An 18806-nucleotide genomic window follows, 5' to 3' on the forward strand; every position below is an offset into this window, starting at 1 on the left:
TTGAGCCGCTTTAGTATACCGTGCCTTGAAAACGCGGTATAGTAAAAGCAGTGTTTGAGCCTTATGCAAAGAGAGTGTAGGGCGAAAGGTGGAATGAAAGGTAATGGGAAAAACGAAGGTTTTTAATGACACGTTCTTAAAGGCGTGTAAAGGGGAAAAAACAGACCATGTACCAGTTTGGTATATGAGACAGGCAGGACGCTCACAGCCTGAATATCGTGCCCTTAAAGAAAAATACGGGCTATTTGAAATTACGCATCAGCCAGAGTTATGTGCTTATGTAACAAGACTTCCTGTAGAACAATATGGTGTAGATGCCGCTATTTTATATAAAGATATTATGACCCCGCTTCCGGCTATTGGAGTGGACGTAGAAATTAAAAATGGAATTGGACCTGTGATTGATGCACCGATTCGATCTAAAGCAGATATCGAACGTCTTGGGGAACTTCATCCTGAAGAAGACCTGCCATATGTGCTTGATACCATTCAGCTTTTAACGAAGGAGCAGCTGAATGTTCCACTTATCGGTTTTGCTGGCGCACCATTTACGATGGCAAGCTATATGATTGAAGGCGGTCCATCTAAAAATTATCATAAAACAAAGGCGCTGATGTACAGTGATCCTGAGGCGTGGATGCTGCTCATGAACAAGTTAGCTGATATGACGATCACGTACATACGCGCGCAGGTAAAAGCCGGGGTCAGTGCATTTCAAATTTTCGACTCATGGGTTGGCGCTTTAAATGCAGCAGATTACCGGACATTCATTAAGCCTGTCATGCAGCGAATTTTCACAGAGCTGAAGTCTGAAAACGTCCCAATGATCATGTATGGAGTTGGTGCAAGCCATCTAGCGAAAGACTGGCACGATCTGCCGCTTGATGTGGTTGGACTGGATTGGCGTATGAGTGTAGATGAAGCGAGAAAAGAAGGGCTCACAAAAACGTTACAGGGGAACCTTGATCCAACTATCTTACTTGCTCCTTGGGAAGTCATTGAAGAAAGAGCAAAAGATATTTTAGATCAAGGAATGAAATCAGATCACTTTATCTTTAACTTAGGTCATGGGGTATTTCCTGATGTTTCACCAGATACGTTAAAGAAGCTGACAGATTTTATTCACGATTATTCAGCGAAATATAAAAAATCATCCATCTAAACTATTTCAAATGATCTGAAGGAGTGTTGGTTGTGGAGAAAAAGAAAATGGGACTTCTTGTCATGGCATATGGCACCCCATATAAAGAAGAAGATATTGAACGTTATTATACACATATCCGCAGAGGCAGAAAGCCGGAGCCAGAGATGCTGCAAGATTTGAAGGACCGCTACAAGGCAATCGGCGGTATATCTCCTTTATCAAAAATTACAGAACAGCAGGCAAAAGGTTTGTGTGATCATTTGAATGACATCCAAGACGACATTGAATTTCATGTCTACATTGGCCTAAAACATATTGAACCATTCATTGAGGATGCAGTTGCAGAGATGCACAAAGACGGCATCACAGAAGCAGTGAGTATTGTTCTTGCGCCGCATTTTTCAACCTTTAGCGTGAAATCGTATAACAAGCGTGCACAAGATGAGGCAGACAAGCTTGGCAATCTGAAGATTACATCTGTGGAAAGCTGGTACGATGAGCCGAAGTTTGTGGACTATTGGGTGAAACAAGTGAAGGATACGTATGCATCGATGAGTGAAGAGGAAAGAGAATCAGCCGTACTCATTGTGTCTGCACACAGCCTTCCTGAAAAAATTATTGCAGCAGGAGATCCATATCCTGAACAGCTCGCACAATCTGCCAAAATGATAGCAGAAGGTGCGGGAATTGAACATTATGAAATTGGCTGGCAAAGTGAAGGCAATACGCCTGATCCATGGCTTGGACCTGACGTTCAAGACTTAACACGGGATCTATTCGAACAAAAAGGCTATAAAACGTTCGTATATGTGCCTGTTGGGTTTGTCGCCGACCATCTAGAAGTGTTATACGACAACGATTATGAATGTAAAGTCGTGACAGATGAAATCGGTGCAGCCTACTATCGTCCAGAAATGCCAAATGCGAAACCAGCATTTATTGATGCTCTGGCAACTGTCGTATTAAAGAAGCTTGACGAAAGCAAGTAATTATATAAAAGAAGGCGATCCTATGCATGACAATCAAAAACACCTTGTCATCATTGGCGGTGGCATCACTGGTTTAGCCGCCGCCTTCTATTTGGAAAAGGAAGTCGAAGAAAAAGGTCTTCCCATTCAAATATCTCTTATTGAAGCGAGCCCTAGGCTAGGTGGAAAAATACAAACATTATATAAAGACGGCTACATCATTGAACGTGGACCTGATTCATTTTTGGAAAGAAAGGTCAGTGGACCGCAGCTGGCGAAGGATGTTGGTCTCGCGGATCAGCTCGTCAATAATGAAACAGGGCAAGCATATGTACTAGTCAATGAAACCCTTCACCCAATGCCAAAAGGCGCTGTCATGGGTATTCCAACTCAAATCAGCCCATTCATCACAACCGGTCTTTTTTCAGTTGCAGGAAAAGCGAGAGCCGCAATGGATTTCGTACTGCCAAAAAGCAAGCAGACAGAAGATCAGTCGCTCGGTGAATTTTTTAGAAGACGTGTCGGTGATGAAGTAGTTGAGAATTTAATCGAACCTCTACTATCAGGTATTTATGCTGGTGACATTGACCGCCTCAGCTTAATGTCCACCTTCCCGCAGTTTTATCAAACAGAACAGAAGCATCGCAGTTTGATTCTTGGGATGAAAAAATCACAGCAGCATGCGAAAGCGCAGCAAGTGACGGCGAAAAAACAAGGGCAGTTCCAAACGATTAATCAAGGACTGCAAGCGCTTGTTGAAGCAGTAGAAAGCAAGCTCAAGATGACAACGATTTATAAAGGGACAAAAGTGAAGCAGATTGAAAAAACTGATGGGGGCTACGGAGTGCAATTAGACAGCGGTCAAACGCTTTTTGCTGATTCAGCCATTGTGACAACTCCGCATCAATCGATCTATTCCATGTTTCCAAAAGAAGCGGGGCTTGAGTACTTGCATGATATGACATCTACTTCTGTTGCAACAGTTGCACTCGGTTTTAAAGAAGAGGATGTTCATAATGAATATGACGGCACTGGTTTTGTCATCTCAAGAAACAGTGATTTCTCTATTACAGCCTGTACGTGGACGAACAAAAAATGGCCGCATACAGCTCCTAAAGGAAAAACGCTATTGCGTGCTTATGTAGGGAAGGCAGGCGACGAATCAATTGTCGAACAGTCAGACCATCAAATCGTCAGCATTGTGCTGGAGGATTTGAAGAAAATCATGGATATTAAAGCAGATCCAGAACTGACGACAGTGACTCGCTGGAAGACCAGCATGCCGCAATATCACGTCGGTCATCAAAAAGCCATTTCGAACATGCGAGAAACGTTTAAGCAATCATATCCTGGTGTTTATATCACAGGTGCTGCTTTTGAAGGTGTCGGAATCCCTGATTGTATTGATCAAGGAAAAGCTGCCATTTCAGAGGCTGTATCTTATCTATTTTCATAAAACAAACTCCCTTTTCTACCAAGGAAAGGGGGTTTTTCGTGTTCTCATCATTCAAAAAGAGTTGTGAATCATAAAAGTGAACAAAGTTGTTGCATCCGGAGAAAAGGATGTGGTATATTACTTTCTGTACTTAATGACCAAAACGTTCAAATAGTCATTTTGGGAGTGAGATCATGAGTGTTGATAGGAGACAAATGATTTTAGACGGGGCTACGAAGGCATTTACTCAATTTGGGTATAAAGCCACCACAATGGACCTTGTGGCGAAGCTTGCCAACGTCGGAAAAGGAACCATTTATACCTTTTTCAAAAACAAAGAAGAGCTGTTCGATGAAATTTTCACATCCCTTTTAATAGAGATGAGGAAAATTGCAGATGAAGCAATGGATGAGGAGAAAAGTTTCTCTGAAAACCTTCATTTAGCACTCTTTGCAATATTGGAATTTCGAAAAAACCACCAGCTCACAATCAAAATCTTTCAGGAAAATGCGGAGCTTGGCACATCAGCGGTCAAGGAAATGATTGAAAAGATGGAGCAAATGATCATTCGCTATGTTAAAACGAAAGTAAAAGAAGCGATTGATAAAGGCGATATTAAGCCATGTGATCCTGAATTGACTGCATTTGTGATGGTGAAACTATATATTGCACTTATTTTTGATTGGGAAAAGCGATACGAGCCTTTAACAAAAGAAGAGGTGGCCGAGTCGCTGGAGCTTTATGTACTCAAAGGACTTTTAGCCGCAACATAATTTTTTTTAAGTTCAAATGACCAAATTCTAAATTTAGTCATTCATCTATGGGAGGAAAACAGCAATGAATTTAATTCGGAATCAATGGAAAGACATTGTGACGAGCAAAAAACTACTGATCCCGATTTTCGCTGTGTTATTTATTCCGCTGATTTACAGCGGCGTATTTTTAAAAGCATACTGGGATCCATATGGTACAGTCGATCAATTGCCTGTAGCGGTTGTCAACTTGGATGAAGGCAGTCATTATGACGGGAAAACACTGCATGTCGGCGATGATTTAGTGAAGGAATTAAAGAAAAACGATAATTTCAAATGGAATTTTGTCGATAGTGAAGAAAAGGCAGTGAAGGGATTAAATAACGAGGATTATTATCTCGTCGTGGAAATACCAAAGGATTTCTCGAAAAATGCAAGTACAGTCCTTGATAAACATCCAAAAAAATCGAATCTGAAATATTATACGAATCCAGGTGCCAACTATGCGGCGTCACAAATTGCGAATAATGCCATTATCAAATTAAAAGATTCGGTTTCAAAGGAAGTCACGAAAAATTACGCAGAGGTCATTTTTGATAACTTCAAAACGATTGCAAAAGGCTTAGATCAAGCAAGCGATGGTGCGAAGAAAATTGATGACGGAACAAAAAGTGCAAAAGATGGCAGTAACAAGTTAAAAGACAATTTAGCAAAATTGGCTGAAGGAACGTTAACCTATAGCGAAGGTGTTCATCAGTTTGCTGGTAAAATGGGTGAACTGAACACAGGGATACAATCTCTTGACAGCGGACTTGGCCAGCTCTTAACAGGCTATCAAACCATCGATCAGAAATTTGGAGAGCTTGGTACAGGAATTGATACATTGACTGAAGGGTTAAACACAAGCCGGGAAGGCCATCAGCAGCTCGCTTCTAAAATGCCGCAATTCACAGCAGGCATTGAGCAGCTAAACAACAAAGCACAATCCTTTTCAGAAAAAATTGAAGCAGTAGAAAAAGTCTTGTCATCACCAGAATTAGCGAATCTTGAAAAGATGGCGCCTAAACTCGATCAGGTGAAAAAAGACGCAAAGACGTTTAGTACAAAACTTGCTTCATTAAAAGAAGCGTTATCGAATCGAGATGCTAAAGTAAAAAGCATCATCCAAAACAGCTCAATGACAGATGAAGAGAAAAAGGCGGCAATGGATCAGCTTGACAGTCTGCCTAAAATCGAACTGCCTGATCTGTCTGGACTTGAACAGAGCTTAGCGGCCTTGCAGGAACTGCCTGATGCAAGTGAGGTTCAATCTGCAGTTGCTTCTGCAAAAGCTCAGCTGCAGCAAGTCAAACAGCTGCCAAAGAAAACAGAACAGCTCTACACATCTACAGTCGCGATACAAAATGCGATTGATCAAATGACATCTGGTACGAATAAATTGTATCAAGGTGCACTGAAGCTTCAAACAGGTCAAGGCCAATTACAAGATGGTCTGCAAACAGCAAATGGAAAGCTTGAAACAGCGAAAAGCGGTGCAGATAAGCTTGCAAATGGTTCAAGCCAGCTGAGCGCAGCGTTAAATAAGCTGGAAAGTGGTTCAACGAATATCCAAAGCAACACATCTAAGCTTGCTGAAGGCTCAAAATCACTCGATAAAGGATTGGGAGATTTAAAGAGCGGAACAGGTAAGCTGTCCGATAAATTAAAAAGCGCCGCTGATGAAACAGGAGAAATTGATGCGGGTCAAGACAATTACAATATGATTGCGAGTCCCGTGAAAACAGAAAATGATACAGCGAAAAAGATTGATAACTATGGTACAGGACTCACACCTTATATTTTATCGATGGGACTCTTTGTAGGGGCTCTCATGCTTACCGTTGTCTTCCCAATGAAAGACCCTGCTGGACGCCCTAGAAATGCGTTTGAATGGTTTTTCAGCAAATATAGTGTGCTCTTTTTTGTTGGTATCCTGCAAGCAGTTATTGCAAGCTCCTTGCTCATCTTTGGGCTTGGTCTTGAGGTGGAAAGCCTCTGGCGCTTCTATCTCTTTGCGATTATCGTCAGTCTGACATTCTTAGCGATCATTCAGCTGCTGGCGACAACAATGGGGAACCCAGGACGCTTCATTGCTGTTATTATCTTGGTTCTTCAGCTCGCAGCAAGTGCTGGTACATTCCCGCTTGAGCTTGTGCCGAAATTCTTCCAAGTCATTCACAGTCTGCTTCCAATGACGTATACAATCAACGGATTTAGAACGATCATTGCAAGCGGTGATGACAGCTATTTATGGCACCAAGCAGCGATCCTTGGAACAGTTGCGATCATCATGATGGCGGCAACAACAGCATACTTTGCTTGGAACGTAAGAAAAATGAAACAGGACGAAGCTTAATCCATGAATCCTTTCTCTTTAATAGAGGAAGGATTTTTCATTTGAAATTAGACATCTCGAACCTGAAGCGATATATTTTAAGAAGAGATGCTGAAAAAGGCATACATGGAAGGAATTGCTTTCAGACAAAGGAGGAAATGCCGAATGACTACTGAAGTAAATGAAACCATTCAGCTGATTCAAAAGCTTGTTTCAATCCCAAGTCCATCAGGAAATACAGAAAAAGTGATTGGCTTTGTTGAACGTTTTTTACAAGATTTGAACATTGAGACAAAACGAAATCGAAAAGGCGGATTAATTGCCACCATTAAAGGAACAGATGACAAAGAACATCGCATGCTGACAGCGCATGTCGATACGCTCGGTGCGATGGTTAAGGAAATTAAATCAAATGGACGGCTTCGTCTAGCACTTATTGGAGGCTTTCAGTATAACTCAATTGAAGGCGAATATTGTGAAATTGAAACAGCATCAGGCCATACATACACAGGGACCATTCTTATGCATCAAACATCCGTGCACGTCTATGCGGATGCTGGAAAAGCGAAACGAAACCAAGAGAATATGGAGATTCGTCTCGATGAAAAGGTGAAAGATGCAGACGATGTCAAAGCACTTGGCATTCAAGTAGGGGACTTTATCTCATTTGATCCGAGAGTGGAAGTGACGTCTTCAGGTTTTATTAAATCAAGACATCTGGATGATAAGGCAAGTGTGGCGCTACTTTTGCGGCTCATCCACAGAATTCAAAACGAAAATATCACATTGCCGCATACGACGCACTTCTTAATTTCCAATAATGAAGAAATTGGCTACGGCGGAAACTCGAATATTCCAGAAGAAACGGTGGAATATCTAGCTGTTGATATGGGCGCGATCGGTGACGGTCAATCAACAGATGAATACAGTGTATCGATTTGTGTAAAAGATTCGAGCGGCCCTTATCACTATGGATTACGCAAGCATTTAGCTGCATTAGCAGAAGAGCACAACATTGATTACCGCCTTGATATTTACCCTTATTACGGCTCTGATGCATCAGCAGCCATTAGAGCAGGGCATGATATCATTCATGGACTGATTGGTCCTGGTATAGATTCCTCGCATGCCTTTGAAAGAACACATGAAGATTCACTTGTCCATACAGCGGATCTTCTTTATCACTATGTTCAATCACCATTAATCACAGCATAAAAAAAGAACCCCGTAAGCTGGGGTTCTTTTTCATTAGCTTGAAAGCTGTGTTGGCTCAGGTACATCTTGTCCTGTCATCACGCGATGTCCTTTTTCAGGGTCATACTGCCCTTCCCATTTAGACATCACAACAGCTGCAAGTGCATTTCCTGTTAAGTTCACAACAGTCCGTGCCATATCCATGATACGGTCCACACCTGCAATAAATGCAAGACCTTCAGCAGGTACACCGATCGTTCCTAATGTCGCGAGTAATACAACAAATGAAGTACCAGGAACGGCAGCCATTCCTTTCGATGTTACCATCAGTACAAGAACAAGTGTAAGCTGCTGGACGATCGTGAGGTCAATGCCATATACCTGTGCAAGGAAAAGCGCAGCAATGGCTTGATACAAGACGGAGCCGTCCAGATTAAACGTATAACCGATTGGAATAACGAACGAAACAATTCCTTTTGGACATCCGATTCGCTCCATTTTATCCATAACTCTTGGTAAAACTGTTTCAGAGCTGGATGTACTAAAGGCAAGAAGCATTTCGTCTTTCATGTAAGCAAGAAATCTGAAAATATTGACGCCAATCATCTTTCCGATAATTCCGAATACAACGATAAGGAAAAGAGCGAGCGCAAAATAAACAAGACCTACAAGCTTACCTAATGAAATAAGAGATTCAAGACCAAATTTTGATACGGTCACACCAATGAGTGCGAATACACCAAATGGTGCAGCTTTCATCACAATATTAACGACATGGAACATGGCATGTGATACACCCTCGAAGAAGGCGAGCACTGGTTTACCGCGTTCACCAATCGCTGAAACGCCAAGTGCAAATAGCACAGTGAAGAAAATAATCGCAAGCAAATCACCTTCCGCCAATGATTGGAAGAAGTTCGTTGGAACGATATGAAGGAACGTATCAGCAACTGATTTGCTGCTTTGCTCTTTTTCCGTTTCAACATACTGGCTAATATCTTGTTTTTCAGCATGTCCAAAGTCAACGCCTGCACCAGGCTGTACAAAGTTTGCTAGGACAAGGCCAAGGATAATCGCAAATGTTGTGATAATTTCAAAATAAAGAATGGTTCTAAAACCTAGTTTCCCTACTTTTTTACCATCACCCGCACCTGCAACACCTAAAATTAAGCTGGATACGACAATTGGGATGACAATCATCTTGATGAGCCTCAAGAAGAAGTCTCCAATTGGTTTTAAGTATGTCTCGACACCTGGGTTACCGAAAAAGATTGCCCCAACAACGACACCGAGAATAAGACCGATTAGGATTTGAGTAGCCAATCCAAATTTTAATTTTTTCATAGATTTCCTCCCTAACATATTCATTAAAGGAATATTCCCATCATATTAAGTTTTAATATATGAATTAAAGTATAACTAAAATTAAAGAGGTTCGTCCACGATAAAATTATATTAAGAAAATACAAAATTGTTAGAAAAAATAGACATTTAGAACCTCCTTCATTGTTTTTAGTCAATAAAAAGTGTCTTCAGAACTAAAACTCATCATATAAAAATACTAAAAACCCCTTTTGTGACAAGGGTTTTACCTTTTTACCTATTTTTCAGAAAAAATAAAAAGCACTTTTGACTCCAACTGACGGAGGAGGGAAAAAGTGCTTTTTTATTCAATTTATTTCCTTATTTAAGATAACTTACTTGTGAGCATTCCTCACATTCATTACCGTAACACTCGTGCTGTTCCATTAAATCATTTCCACATTTTGTGCATTTCTTTGAGGGCAAATTTCTAAAAAACTCTGTGATTTTTCCTAGCATTTGTCATCCTCCAATACGTTTTGTTGCTATCATTGTATTATAACAGATTAATAATTGTCAATCTGTTTTGTAACAATAGGCAAGAAGAATGCTTTTTTCGTGAAAAATGGGTATATTGTAAGAAGGGGATTTTTAGAAAAGGAGGGAAAAATGACGATGAAATTAACCGTAATTGGATGCTATGGAGGGTTTCCGGCAGCAGGTGAAGCGACATCAGGCTATCTTTTTGAATCAAACGGTTTTCGTCTTCTTGTAGACTGCGGAAGCGGTGTTCTTTCAAAGCTTCAGCAATACATTGATATAGAAGAACTAGATGCTGTTCTCCTTTCTCATTATCACCACGATCATATTGCAGATATCGGACCACTCCAATATGCGAAGCTAGTGGGATATCATTTAGGAAAAAGCAGCGGCCCGCTTCCAATCTATGGACATACTGGTGATCAAGAAGCGTTTGGACGGCTTTCTGATGATGTACATACAAAGGCAAAGCCTTATCAGCCAGAAGAAGGGATTCAACTTGGACCATTTCAAATTGATTTTTTGAAAACGGTTCATCCAGCAGAATGCTATGCTATGAGAATTCAGGCAGAGGATGCTGTGGTCGTGTATACAGCAGACTCAAGCTATCAGGAGGCATTTATTCCATTTAGCAAGGGGGCAGATCTGCTCATAGCCGAAAGCAATTTTTATGCTGGACAGGATGGATCAGGTGCTGGACATATGAACAGTACAGAGGTAGGGAAGATTGCAAAGGAAGCAAATGTTGGGGAACTCATCATCACCCATCTGCCTCATTTTGGCCGTCATAAAGACCTAGTCAATGAAGCACAGGCGTTATATACTGGCAATATACAGCTTGCCCATTCAGGGCTTAGATGGAACAAGGAAGGAAGATAGAGATGCTGTTTATCGATAACGAACAACATTATGATCCAATGATTAACTTGGCAATTGAAGAATATTGCTTAAAATATTTAGATCCAGAAGAAACGTATTTGCTGTTTTACATCAATCAGCCGTCAATCATTATTGGAAAGAACCAAAATACAATAGAAGAAATCAACACGAAGTACGTGGAAGACAACGGAATCAAAGTCGTGCGCCGCTTATCCGGCGGTGGTGCAGTTTACCATGACAAAGGAAACTTAAACTTCAGCTTTATTACCAAAGATGATGGGGACAGCTTCCATAACTTCAAAAAGTTCACAGAACCAGTCATCAAAGCGCTTGAAAAGCTAGGTGTTAAAGCTGAATTGAGCGGCAGAAATGACATCATGGCAGATGGACGTAAAATTTCTGGAAATGCTCAGTTCGCAACAAGAGGACGTATTTTCAGCCATGGCACGCTGCTATTTGATTCAGAAATTGAACATGTCGTTTCGGCTTTAAATGTGAAAAAAGAAAAGATAGAATCAAAAGGCATCAAATCGATTAGAAGCAGGGTTGCCAATATCAGTGAACTGATGGATCAAAAAATGACAACAGAAGAGTTTAGAAAAATTCTTTTAAGCTACATTTTTGATACAAATGGGGACGTGCCTCAATATCGCCTGACCGAAAAGGATTGGGAAAAGATTCACGAAATTTCCCGAGATCGCTATCAAAAATGGGAATGGAACTATGGCCGTTCACCGAAATTTAATTTACAGCATTCTAAGAGATTCCCTGCAGGCTCCATTGATTTGCGATTAAAAGTGAAAAAAGGGATGATCCAGGATTGCAAAATCTTTGGTGATTTCTTTGGCGTAGGGGATATTGCCGATATTGAGAAGCGGCTCATTGGGCAGCAATATGATCGTAAAACGATCAGTGACGTCTTAGAAGATATGGATATGCGCCACTATTTCGGCAATGTATCAAAAGAGGATTTTCTTGATTTGATTTATTAATTGCGTGAAAGCACGGCTAGAGATAGCGGTGCTTTTTTGATTGAAGGAAATGAAAGCGATTTACATTTGATCTTGTGGATTTTTTCGATTGTCTATTATAATAGAAAGGAGGAATGTTCGGCCATAAAATGAATGGTCATTCATTCATTGATGACATGTAAGGGGTGGGAGAATGGATTTGATCAAAAATCTTCAGCAGACGGCGATGACGAAGGGAGAAAATATCGCACTGATCTATGAAGGAAAGAAGTGGACCTATCGAGAGCTGATGACAAGTATCGAGCGTTTTGCAGATGGATTAGTCAACGAAGGGTTTCAAGCTGGGGATCATATCGCGCTTATTTTAGGAAATTCACCGCATTTTGTCATTTCTTTTTTTGGCGCATTAAAGGCAGGACTTGTCGTAGTACCTATTAACCCAACATACACACCTAGTGAAATTGGGTATATGCTCATCACAGGTGATGTAAAAGGTATTGTGGCGCCTGAACAGCTTCTGCCAGTGTACGAGCAGGTGTATGAGCAGCTTCCGTCCATTGAAAGAGTCATCATTTGTGCAGAAAATGAATCGGCGTGCAGATCAAGCTTCAAGGAAGTATCTGATCGACTTGTTTTCTTTGGAAAGCTTGTGTCAGGAGCTGCGAATGAGAATGTACATCCTTCCATTCAGCCAAATGATACCGCTGTTATTTTATTTACATCTGGCACGACAGGAAAACCAAAAGGTGCAATGCTGACTCATTTCAACCTTTATTCAAATGCCAGAGATGTCGCTGAGTATTTATCGATTGATAAAAAGGACAAGGTCATTGCCGCTTTGCCAATGTTCCATGTTTTTTGTTTAACAGTCTGTATGAATGCACCGTTAATGCATGGCGCGACGATTTATGTCTTGCCGCATTTCAGCCCATCAGAGCTTTTGCACATGATGGAAAAAGAGAAGCCAACGCTATTTGTTGGTGTTCCTACCATGTATAACTATTTGTACCGTCAGGAGGGGCATAATGAAGCGATGTCTTCCGTGAGGATCTGTATATCAGGCGGTGCCTCAATGCCCGTTGCCTTACTCCATGGATTTGAGAAAAAGTTCGGAGTGACGGTCCTTGAGGGCTATGGGTTATCAGAGGCATCTCCAGTGACTGCATTCAATCCTCTTGATGGAAAAAGAAAGCCGGGTTCTGTCGGGACTGACATTATGAATGTGAAGAATAAAATTGTGAATGAACTTGGAGAAGAAGTTGGTCCTAATGAAGTCGGAGAGCTGATAGCAAAAGGGCCAAACATCATGAAAGGCTATTATCAAATGCCAGAAGATACGGAAGCTGCACTAAGAGACGGCTGGCTGTATACTGGTGATTTGGCGAGAAGAGACGAAGAAGGATATATTTATATTGTCGATCGGAAAAAGGATATGATTCTTGTTGGCGGTTATAATGTTTATCCAAGAGAAGTAGAAGAAGTACTTTATCAACATGAAGCTGTAGCAGAAGCCGTTGTTATCGGTGTGCCAGACCCAAACACAGGAGAGGCAGTCGTCTGTTACATTTCCCCTAAGAAACATGCTCACATTAATCAAGAAGACATCATCACACATTGTTCACGCTATTTAGCGAAATATAAGCAGCCCCAAACGATCCATTTCATAGATGATATTCCAAAAAACACAACAGGTAAAATTTTAAGAAGAGCGCTAAAGGAGAAGTATCAAGCAGAAGAAAGTAAATAAAAAAGGGAGTCTCTGATGAGGAGGCTCCCTTAGCATGTAGACAAATCCTCGCATCTCACGCCGAAAGAAGACAAAGGGCTAAAAAGATCATTTTAGCTCTTTTGAATGGCTTCTTTTAACTGTTTCTGAAAAGATTTCGACTGTTTTTGATTGAGTTCATAAAACGTTCCATCAACCAAAAAAACGACTTGTGATCGGTCGGTCCAAAGCTGAAAGGTGGTGCCGTTTGTTCGTCCGAACATCACTTTGGCGATATAATCGGGCTTTTTTAAATTTTTTTTGAGATGATTACTTGTTTGTCTGCCTTTATTTAAATCTTCAATTAGATCTTCTGCTGTGTCCTTATCATCTATTTCATACGAGATGGATTCATTCGCTGGCGAGAGCAGCAATTTTTCTGCTCGATTCTCATCAAAGATTTCGCTCGTCCGGCTGAACACATAAAAGAAGGTGATGAATAAAAGTCCCAAAATCACAACTCCTGCAAGGATTTTCTTCATTTTGATCCTCCAACTCACTGTTATACATGTAGCTTCTCCGATTTTTAAGTCGCATAATCATTTTTTTCGCGAAAGCTTTTTCAGATGGGGCATGCTATGATGGAGCCACATGAGACAGGTTCTAAACGAAAAAAAGAGTGATTAGAATAGAGAGAGGAATGGAAAGGAGGCTGACCTGTGCGAGTACGTAAATGGGTAGCTCTTGCAACGGTAGCATACATATTGTACGGTCTTTTTATTTATTCATATTTGTTTCTAATGGGGGATTCATCGGTACCTGAAAGTGTAAAAGGGACAAGTGCAGATCCGCATACTTTTATGACAAGTCATGAGCTTGCGATCAGCGAGAATTTCTCGAACATACGGAACCTGCTGTATTTCATAACCATCCCATTAGATTGGTATGTCTTTTTCCTTTTGCTCATTTCAGGGTTTTCACGGAAAATAGCAGACTGGAGCCTGTCAGCAGCTCGTTTCACGTTTTTAAGCAAACTTGTGTACGTGTTTGTGCTGTCGCTTCTAACAATGCTCATTTCATTCCCAATGAAGTGGATTGGCTATCAGCTGTCTTTGCACTACGGAGTATCTGCACAAAGTACGGCAAGTTGGTTGAAAGATCAAACACTGGATTTTTGGATTCAATATCCGCTCCTTGCCCTTTGTGCAATTGTGTTTTTTTGGCTGATTCAAAAGAGAAGAAAACGCTGGTGGCTGTATGCGTGGTGTTTGACAGTCCCAGTTACGCTGTTTCTCTTCTTTATACAGCCGGTCGTCATTGATCCGTTATATAACAATTTTTATCCACTAAAGGATCAAGCGCTTGAGAAGAAGATATTAACGCTTGCAGACAAAGCGCATATTCCGGCAGATCATGTGTATGAGGTCAATATGTCTGAGAAAACGAACACGATGAACGCTTATGTCACAGGAATTGGTGAAAATAAGCGTATTGTCTTATGGGACACAACACTGCAAAAGCTGAAAGACCGCGAAATTTTATTTATCATGGCGCATGAAATGGGACATTACGTCATGAAACATGTTTATATTGGATTAGCAGGATATTTAGTGCTGTCATTGGCCGGATTATTTGCGATCGATCGTCTTTATTTTTATCTTTATCAAAAAGGGGCAGCCACATTTCGTCTGAAGGTGTCACACGACATTGCTGCTCTTCCGCTTCTTTTAATCATCGTATCGATGCTGTCATTTGCAGCTTCACCTTTTACAAATGCAGTGTCAAGGCATCAAGAACGGGCAGCCGATGAATATGCGGTGAACATGACAAAAGACGGGGAGGCGGGCGTAACGTCTTTTCAAAAGCTTGCAAAATCAGGATTGTCCCAGGTGAATCCACCATTTCTAGTGAAGATTTTCCGTTATGGACACCCAACCATGATGGAGAGAATCATGGATATGGAAAAAGCGGCGGAAAAAGAGAAGCCGCCTAAAAAGCAGTAATAAATAAAATCCGGCTGGATCAGCCGGATTTTTTTATCACACTTGGTTAGTTCGAAGCCGCTTGAACGTTGATTAACCCTTTTCCATAATAGAATGAGTCACCAAGCGGTGTCGCTGTATTTTCTAAGCGCTGGCGAACCTGTGAATTTGTTAGGTTCGGGTTTTTAGAAAGGATAAGCGCTGCTGCTCCTGCTACATGAGGAGACGCCATAGATGTTCCAGTATAAGAAGTGTATCCACTGCTTGGCACTGTACTTAAAATAGAAGTACCAGGTGCAGAAACATCTAATTCAGGACCTGCGCTAGAAGATGAGTTTCTGACATTGTTACTGTTTACATTGGCAACAGCAATTGTAGAATCGTATTTTGCTGGATAGCCAACTGTACTGCTAGAGCCGCTAGAGCCAGAATTACCTGCGGCTGCCACAACAACGACTCCACGGTTATTCGCTGTATCGACGGCATTTTTAAGCGCAGTTGAACCGCTTGGTCCGCCTAAGCTCATATTGATGACATCCATGTTATTGGCAACAGCCCATTCAATACCGCTAATAATCCAGCTGTATTGTCCGTCGCCATAACGGTCTAATACTTTTACAGCATATAGGGAAGCGCTTGGAGCGACCCCGAGTACACCAATTGTGTTATCAAGGGCAGCAATGGTTCCAGCTACGTGAGTTCCGTGTGATTGAAAGTCTTGGGTGGCATTTGGCTCTGAAGGGACGAAGCTCGCACCGCCTGCAACATTTAAGTCAGGGTGTGCAGCGTGGATTCCAGTATCAAGGACAGCTACTTTGACATTAGCACCTTTATAACCTTGAGCGTGTACAGCTGGAGCTTTGATTTGAGGGATTCCATAAGGGACGGTTTGTGCATATGCTTCTGCTTTATGGTCTTCTTCTACGTAAGCAATGCTAGGGTCATGTTCAAGTTTTTTGGCGGCTTGTTCGGACATTTTCACTTGTGCAGCATTAATGAGGCGGTATTGTTTTTCTAGTTTTCCACCATTTTGAATGACAGCTTGTTTTTTAGAGCTGTTTGTGGTGGCAGAGGCTTTAAAACCAACAATATAGCTTTTTTCACTATCTGTCTTGGAGACCGTCTCGGCATTTGCCATGGAGCCTCCAAACCCTGCTGAAAACAGAAGAGGGACAGCCAATAAAACACTTGTCATCACATTTTTCTTTTTCACGCACATTCCACATCCCTTTTTTCTTATTTCAGAATAATCATCCGTAGTCTAATAGAATGATCCGTTTGATTATTCTGTATATTCAGTTTAAGGGAAGTAGGCAAATAAGAGTAGACCTGAATTTTTGTGAAAGTCCTAGCGAAAATTGGGGAATTAAGTCACTTGGAACTGGTGGTAAAATATGTTTATTCTATCATTTCAGCGATGATCTATTAAAAAGGGAGTATGCTTTTTTTCTCATGATCCATTTCTAGTTAAATATTCGATACCCGAAAAGCCATAAAATAGGTAGAATCGTCTAGCATCTATTTCGAATTTCGATATAAAAAAATATTATTTTATCATTGTTTTTGTCATAAAAAAGAACCTGCTAAGATAACAGGCTCTTTAAGAAGGGGTAGATTGAGTTAAATGGCTGACCACATTATAATCACGAACCTTCCATTTACCATCTGACCATTCCACATAATTTAAGCAAGCATTGACAAGTCTCGTGTTCTGTAGACCCATATGTTCATCAGCCAAAGTGGTGAGTAAAGCATGGATAGCAGCACCGTGAGCCACGATCAACACATGTTGATCTGGATAGGCTGCTCTGACTTTCTCAATTCCTTCTAACATTCGGTTTTGAATCGTCTCTAGTGGTTCCATATTTGGATACTGTTTATCTGGAAACAGCTTTTGACGTTCCTCAAACGACATGCCTTCAGCGTCACCGTAATCTCGTTCAATGAAATCATCCATGATGACAAGTGGGGCATGGACATGATTTAAAATCAAGTGTGCCGTTTCTTTTGCCCTTATGAGTGGACTGGAAATGACAACATCCCAATGGACATCCTTTAAGTAAAGTCCAGTTTGTTCAGCCTGCCATTTACCTGTGTCGTTTAAAGGGATATCTGTTCGTCCTTGAATTCGTTTCGCTGCATTCCAATCTGTTTCCCCGTGTCTGACTAGGCAAATTGTTGTCAATCAAATCCCGCCTTTTCTATCTTTTCTTCTATTATACTAAAGCAGAAGAAAAAAGGCTGTATTAGCGATTTGTCAGGCTAGTTAAGGATTCGACGGAGCTTGCGACTTGAGACACTGTTTGTTTGACTTCCTTCAATTCGTTAAGGAAGGTCTGAAGATCAATTTCAATTTTTCCGTTTTGGTTTTTGCTTAAGTTCATGCTGCTGACGATATCATCAAAGAGTGAATTGATTTGTGTCATTTTTTCTTTACTGTCTGTCACAAGTAAATTCACGTCCGCAATATGCTGAGACACTATGGCGATTTGTGAATTGGTATTGTTAACGAGTTCAGATACAGTTGAAACCGTTTTCTTTGTGTCCTCTGATAATTTGCGCACCTCGTTTGCAACGACAGCAAAGCCTTTTCCATGTTCACCTGCTCGTGCAGATTCGATTGAGGCATTTAAGGATAACAAGTTCGTCTGCTCTGCAATGCCTGTGACAATCCCAAAGATTTGTTCAATTTGTTTAGCGATTTCTTCAAGGCGCTTAATTTCTGTTTCAATCTTTGTCATACTGCCATCAATTTGATTCATTTGTGTTTGCTGAATTTCTAATTCTTTTTTACCGCCGATTGATTTTTCTTCGACCTGTGCTGAAATTTGTGTTCCAGCTTGTGACATGTCCGCCATCTCATCCGATTTTGAGACAAGCTTGTCAACTGCACTTGTTGTGTTTGAGAAGAGCGAAGCAAGCGAATTTGACGTTTCCGTGATTTTTGTATGAAGCTCCTGCTGCTGCTCTTCTGCTTCATCACGAATTTTAGAATATTCGTTTTGGAATGTATCTAGGACAAGCTGCTGCTCTAAATTTAAAATTTTCGTTGTCGCTTTGACTGCTGTCTGATATTCTTTGAAATCTTGGATATGGTTAGCGAATAAATCCATAATTGATAGCAGAAGGTCTTGGAATGCGGCCATGTACCATTTAGGCTGGAGTCCAATCCGTAAATGAACTTGCGCAATTTTAATGCGTTTTGCTACATAGGTTTCGTCAATCACACCTGCAAACATTTCGCTAATATGAATGCGGAGTGTTTTTTTCAAACGGTCGACAGAACTATTGTCTTGAATGATATGCATCAAGGAAGACTCGACTTCTAAATTTTTATAAAATTTATCAACGATATGTGCAATATCATCCTGAACAATTGAATTGAGTTGCTTTAATATCAATAGGTCATGCTGCGTCAGGTCGATCATTTTGATTTGTTTAGCAATGTCCGTATTGTTCGAGAAATTGATTCGTTTTATCCCATCATCCTGCTCTGTGAAAAAAGCAGTGTTTTTTCTTTTCGATTCTTTTTTAAATAACAATGTGTTTGTCCCCCCATA

At 40.9% G+C, this 18806-nt stretch carries 16 protein-coding genes and 1 pseudogene; 10 read left to right on the plus strand and 7 right to left on the minus strand.

Annotation, left to right across the window (positions count from 1 at the left end):
• Positions 1 to 103: 103 nt before the first annotated feature.
• The 6 genes from hemE to C9414_RS13580 all read left to right on the plus strand — a co-directional run bounded on the left by hemE (position 104) and on the right by C9414_RS13580 (position 7888).
• On the plus strand, positions 104 to 1162 hold the full coding sequence (gene hemE / locus C9414_RS13555) for a uroporphyrinogen decarboxylase (RefSeq protein WP_039177601.1): 1059 nt from the start codon (positions 104 to 106) through the stop codon (positions 1160 to 1162).
• A 32-nt stretch (positions 1163 to 1194) separates the two neighbouring features.
• Positions 1195 to 2133 carry a ferrochelatase gene (hemH, locus tag C9414_RS13560; RefSeq protein ID WP_047202369.1) on the plus strand — a complete coding sequence of 313 codons (939 nt, stop codon included), beginning with the start codon at positions 1195 to 1197 and terminating at the stop codon, positions 2131 to 2133.
• A 22-nt stretch (positions 2134 to 2155) separates the two neighbouring features.
• The gene (gene hemY, locus C9414_RS13565) at positions 2156 to 3568 is read left to right on the plus strand and encodes a protoporphyrinogen oxidase (RefSeq protein WP_047202368.1); all 1413 of its coding nucleotides are present in this window, start codon (positions 2156 to 2158) and stop codon (positions 3566 to 3568) included.
• 173 nt (positions 3569 to 3741) lie between these two features.
• A complete protein-coding gene (locus tag C9414_RS13570) occupies positions 3742 to 4320 on the plus strand; it encodes a TetR/AcrR family transcriptional regulator (protein ID WP_047202367.1) in 579 nt (192 codons plus the stop codon).
• Positions 4321 to 4384: 64 nt separating this feature from the next.
• Positions 4385 to 6694 (plus strand): YhgE/Pip domain-containing protein, encoded by a 2310-nt coding sequence (locus C9414_RS13575; protein WP_047202366.1) that lies wholly within the window; start codon positions 4385 to 4387, stop codon positions 6692 to 6694.
• 144 nt (positions 6695 to 6838) lie between these two features.
• The gene (locus C9414_RS13580) at positions 6839 to 7888 is read left to right on the plus strand and encodes a M42 family metallopeptidase (RefSeq protein ID WP_047202365.1); all 1050 of its coding nucleotides are present in this window, start codon (positions 6839 to 6841) and stop codon (positions 7886 to 7888) included.
• A gap of 33 nt (positions 7889 to 7921) precedes the next feature.
• Here the strand turns inward: C9414_RS13580 and C9414_RS13585 are convergent, their stop codons facing one another.
• Together C9414_RS13585 and yhfH are read right to left on the minus strand one after the other, a co-directional pair.
• Entirely contained in the window at positions 7922 to 9211 is a 1290-nt protein-coding gene (locus tag C9414_RS13585) for a glutamate/proton symporter GltT (protein WP_047202364.1), read from the minus strand.
• Between the two features lie 339 nt (positions 9212 to 9550).
• Positions 9551 to 9688, minus strand: a complete 138-nt coding sequence (gene yhfH, locus C9414_RS13590) for a protein YhfH (protein WP_008359029.1) — start codon at positions 9686 to 9688, stop codon at positions 9551 to 9553.
• Positions 9689 to 9844: 156 nt separating this feature from the next.
• Between yhfH and C9414_RS13595 the strand changes: the two genes are divergently transcribed.
• The 3 genes from C9414_RS13595 (at position 9845) to C9414_RS13605 (ending at position 13306) form a co-directional block, all read left to right on the plus strand.
• On the plus strand, positions 9845 to 10588 hold the full coding sequence (locus C9414_RS13595) for an MBL fold metallo-hydrolase (RefSeq protein WP_047202380.1): 744 nt from the start codon (positions 9845 to 9847) through the stop codon (positions 10586 to 10588).
• Between the two features lie 2 nt (positions 10589 to 10590).
• Positions 10591 to 11580, plus strand: coding sequence for a lipoate--protein ligase (gene lplA / locus C9414_RS13600; protein WP_107163831.1), 990 nt, complete (start codon positions 10591 to 10593; stop codon positions 11578 to 11580).
• A 172-nt stretch (positions 11581 to 11752) separates the two neighbouring features.
• Positions 11753 to 13306, plus strand: coding sequence for a fatty acid--CoA ligase family protein (locus C9414_RS13605; protein WP_107163832.1), 1554 nt, complete (start codon positions 11753 to 11755; stop codon positions 13304 to 13306).
• Positions 13307 to 13398: 92 nt separating this feature from the next.
• Here C9414_RS13605 and C9414_RS13610 read toward each other — a convergent pair whose 3' ends face one another.
• Positions 13399 to 13806: a YhfM domain-containing protein gene (locus C9414_RS13610; protein WP_107163833.1), complete on the minus strand. Its 408-nt coding sequence runs from the start codon at positions 13804 to 13806 to the stop codon at positions 13399 to 13401.
• A 177-nt stretch (positions 13807 to 13983) separates the two neighbouring features.
• Between C9414_RS13610 and C9414_RS13615 the strand changes: the two genes are divergently transcribed.
• Complete coding sequence (locus C9414_RS13615; RefSeq protein ID WP_064498263.1) at positions 13984 to 15267, plus strand: M48 family metallopeptidase; 1284 nt, start codon at positions 13984 to 13986, stop codon at positions 15265 to 15267.
• Between the two features lie 46 nt (positions 15268 to 15313).
• On the opposite strand, the gene C9414_RS13620 is transcribed toward C9414_RS13615, so the two are convergent.
• The 4 genes and pseudogenes from C9414_RS13620 to C9414_RS21330 all read right to left on the minus strand — a co-directional run.
• Positions 15314 to 16459 (minus strand): serine alkaline protease SapB, encoded by a 1146-nt coding sequence (locus C9414_RS13620; RefSeq protein ID WP_047202379.1) that lies wholly within the window; start codon positions 16457 to 16459, stop codon positions 15314 to 15316.
• A gap of 387 nt (positions 16460 to 16846) precedes the next feature.
• The gene (locus tag C9414_RS13625) at positions 16847 to 17431 is read right to left on the minus strand and encodes a histidine phosphatase family protein (RefSeq protein ID WP_047202360.1); all 585 of its coding nucleotides are present in this window, start codon (positions 17429 to 17431) and stop codon (positions 16847 to 16849) included.
• A gap of 61 nt (positions 17432 to 17492) precedes the next feature.
• Positions 17493 to 18104: a methyl-accepting chemotaxis protein gene (locus tag C9414_RS21325; RefSeq protein WP_404841197.1), complete on the minus strand. Its 612-nt coding sequence runs from the start codon at positions 18102 to 18104 to the stop codon at positions 17493 to 17495.
• A gap of 144 nt (positions 18105 to 18248) precedes the next feature.
• Positions 18249 to 18788, minus strand: a pseudogene (locus tag C9414_RS21330) (protoglobin family protein); the annotation flags it as partial.
• Positions 18789 to 18806: the final 18 nt, after the last annotated feature.

Origin of the sequence: Bacillus sp. Nf3 (assembly GCF_003028545.1) — a bacterium.
Taxonomy (GTDB): domain Bacteria; phylum Bacillota; class Bacilli; order Bacillales; family Bacillaceae; genus Bacillus; species Bacillus safensis.

What these genes read in the sequence shown, in the direction of transcription:
- hemE (WP_039177601.1), top strand. Translation starts at nt 104, where the DNA reads ATGGGAAAAACGAAGGTTTTTAATGACACGTTCTTAAAGGCGTGTAAA.
- hemY (WP_047202368.1), top strand. Translation starts at nt 2,156, where the DNA reads ATGCATGACAATCAAAAACACCTTGTCATCATTGGCGGTGGCATCACT.
- C9414_RS13570 (WP_047202367.1), top strand. Translation starts at nt 3,742, where the DNA reads ATGAGTGTTGATAGGAGACAAATGATTTTAGACGGGGCTACGAAGGCA.
- C9414_RS13575 (WP_047202366.1), top strand. Translation starts at nt 4,385, where the DNA reads ATGAATTTAATTCGGAATCAATGGAAAGACATTGTGACGAGCAAAAAA.
- C9414_RS13580 (WP_047202365.1), top strand. Translation starts at nt 6,839, where the DNA reads ATGACTACTGAAGTAAATGAAACCATTCAGCTGATTCAAAAGCTTGTT.
- C9414_RS13585 (WP_047202364.1), bottom strand. Translation starts at nt 9,211, where the DNA reads ATGAAAAAATTAAAATTTGGATTGGCTACTCAAATCCTAATCGGTCTT.
- yhfH (WP_008359029.1), bottom strand. Translation starts at nt 9,688, where the DNA reads ATGCTAGGAAAAATCACAGAGTTTTTTAGAAATTTGCCCTCAAAGAAA.
- C9414_RS13595 (WP_047202380.1), top strand. Translation starts at nt 9,845, where the DNA reads ATGAAATTAACCGTAATTGGATGCTATGGAGGGTTTCCGGCAGCAGGT.
- lplA (WP_107163831.1), top strand. Translation starts at nt 10,591, where the DNA reads ATGCTGTTTATCGATAACGAACAACATTATGATCCAATGATTAACTTG.
- C9414_RS13605 (WP_107163832.1), top strand. Translation starts at nt 11,753, where the DNA reads ATGGATTTGATCAAAAATCTTCAGCAGACGGCGATGACGAAGGGAGAA.
- C9414_RS13610 (WP_107163833.1), bottom strand. Translation starts at nt 13,806, where the DNA reads ATGAAGAAAATCCTTGCAGGAGTTGTGATTTTGGGACTTTTATTCATC.
- C9414_RS21325 (WP_404841197.1), bottom strand. Translation starts at nt 18,104, where the DNA reads ATGGCGGACATGTCACAAGCTGGAACACAAATTTCAGCACAGGTCGAA.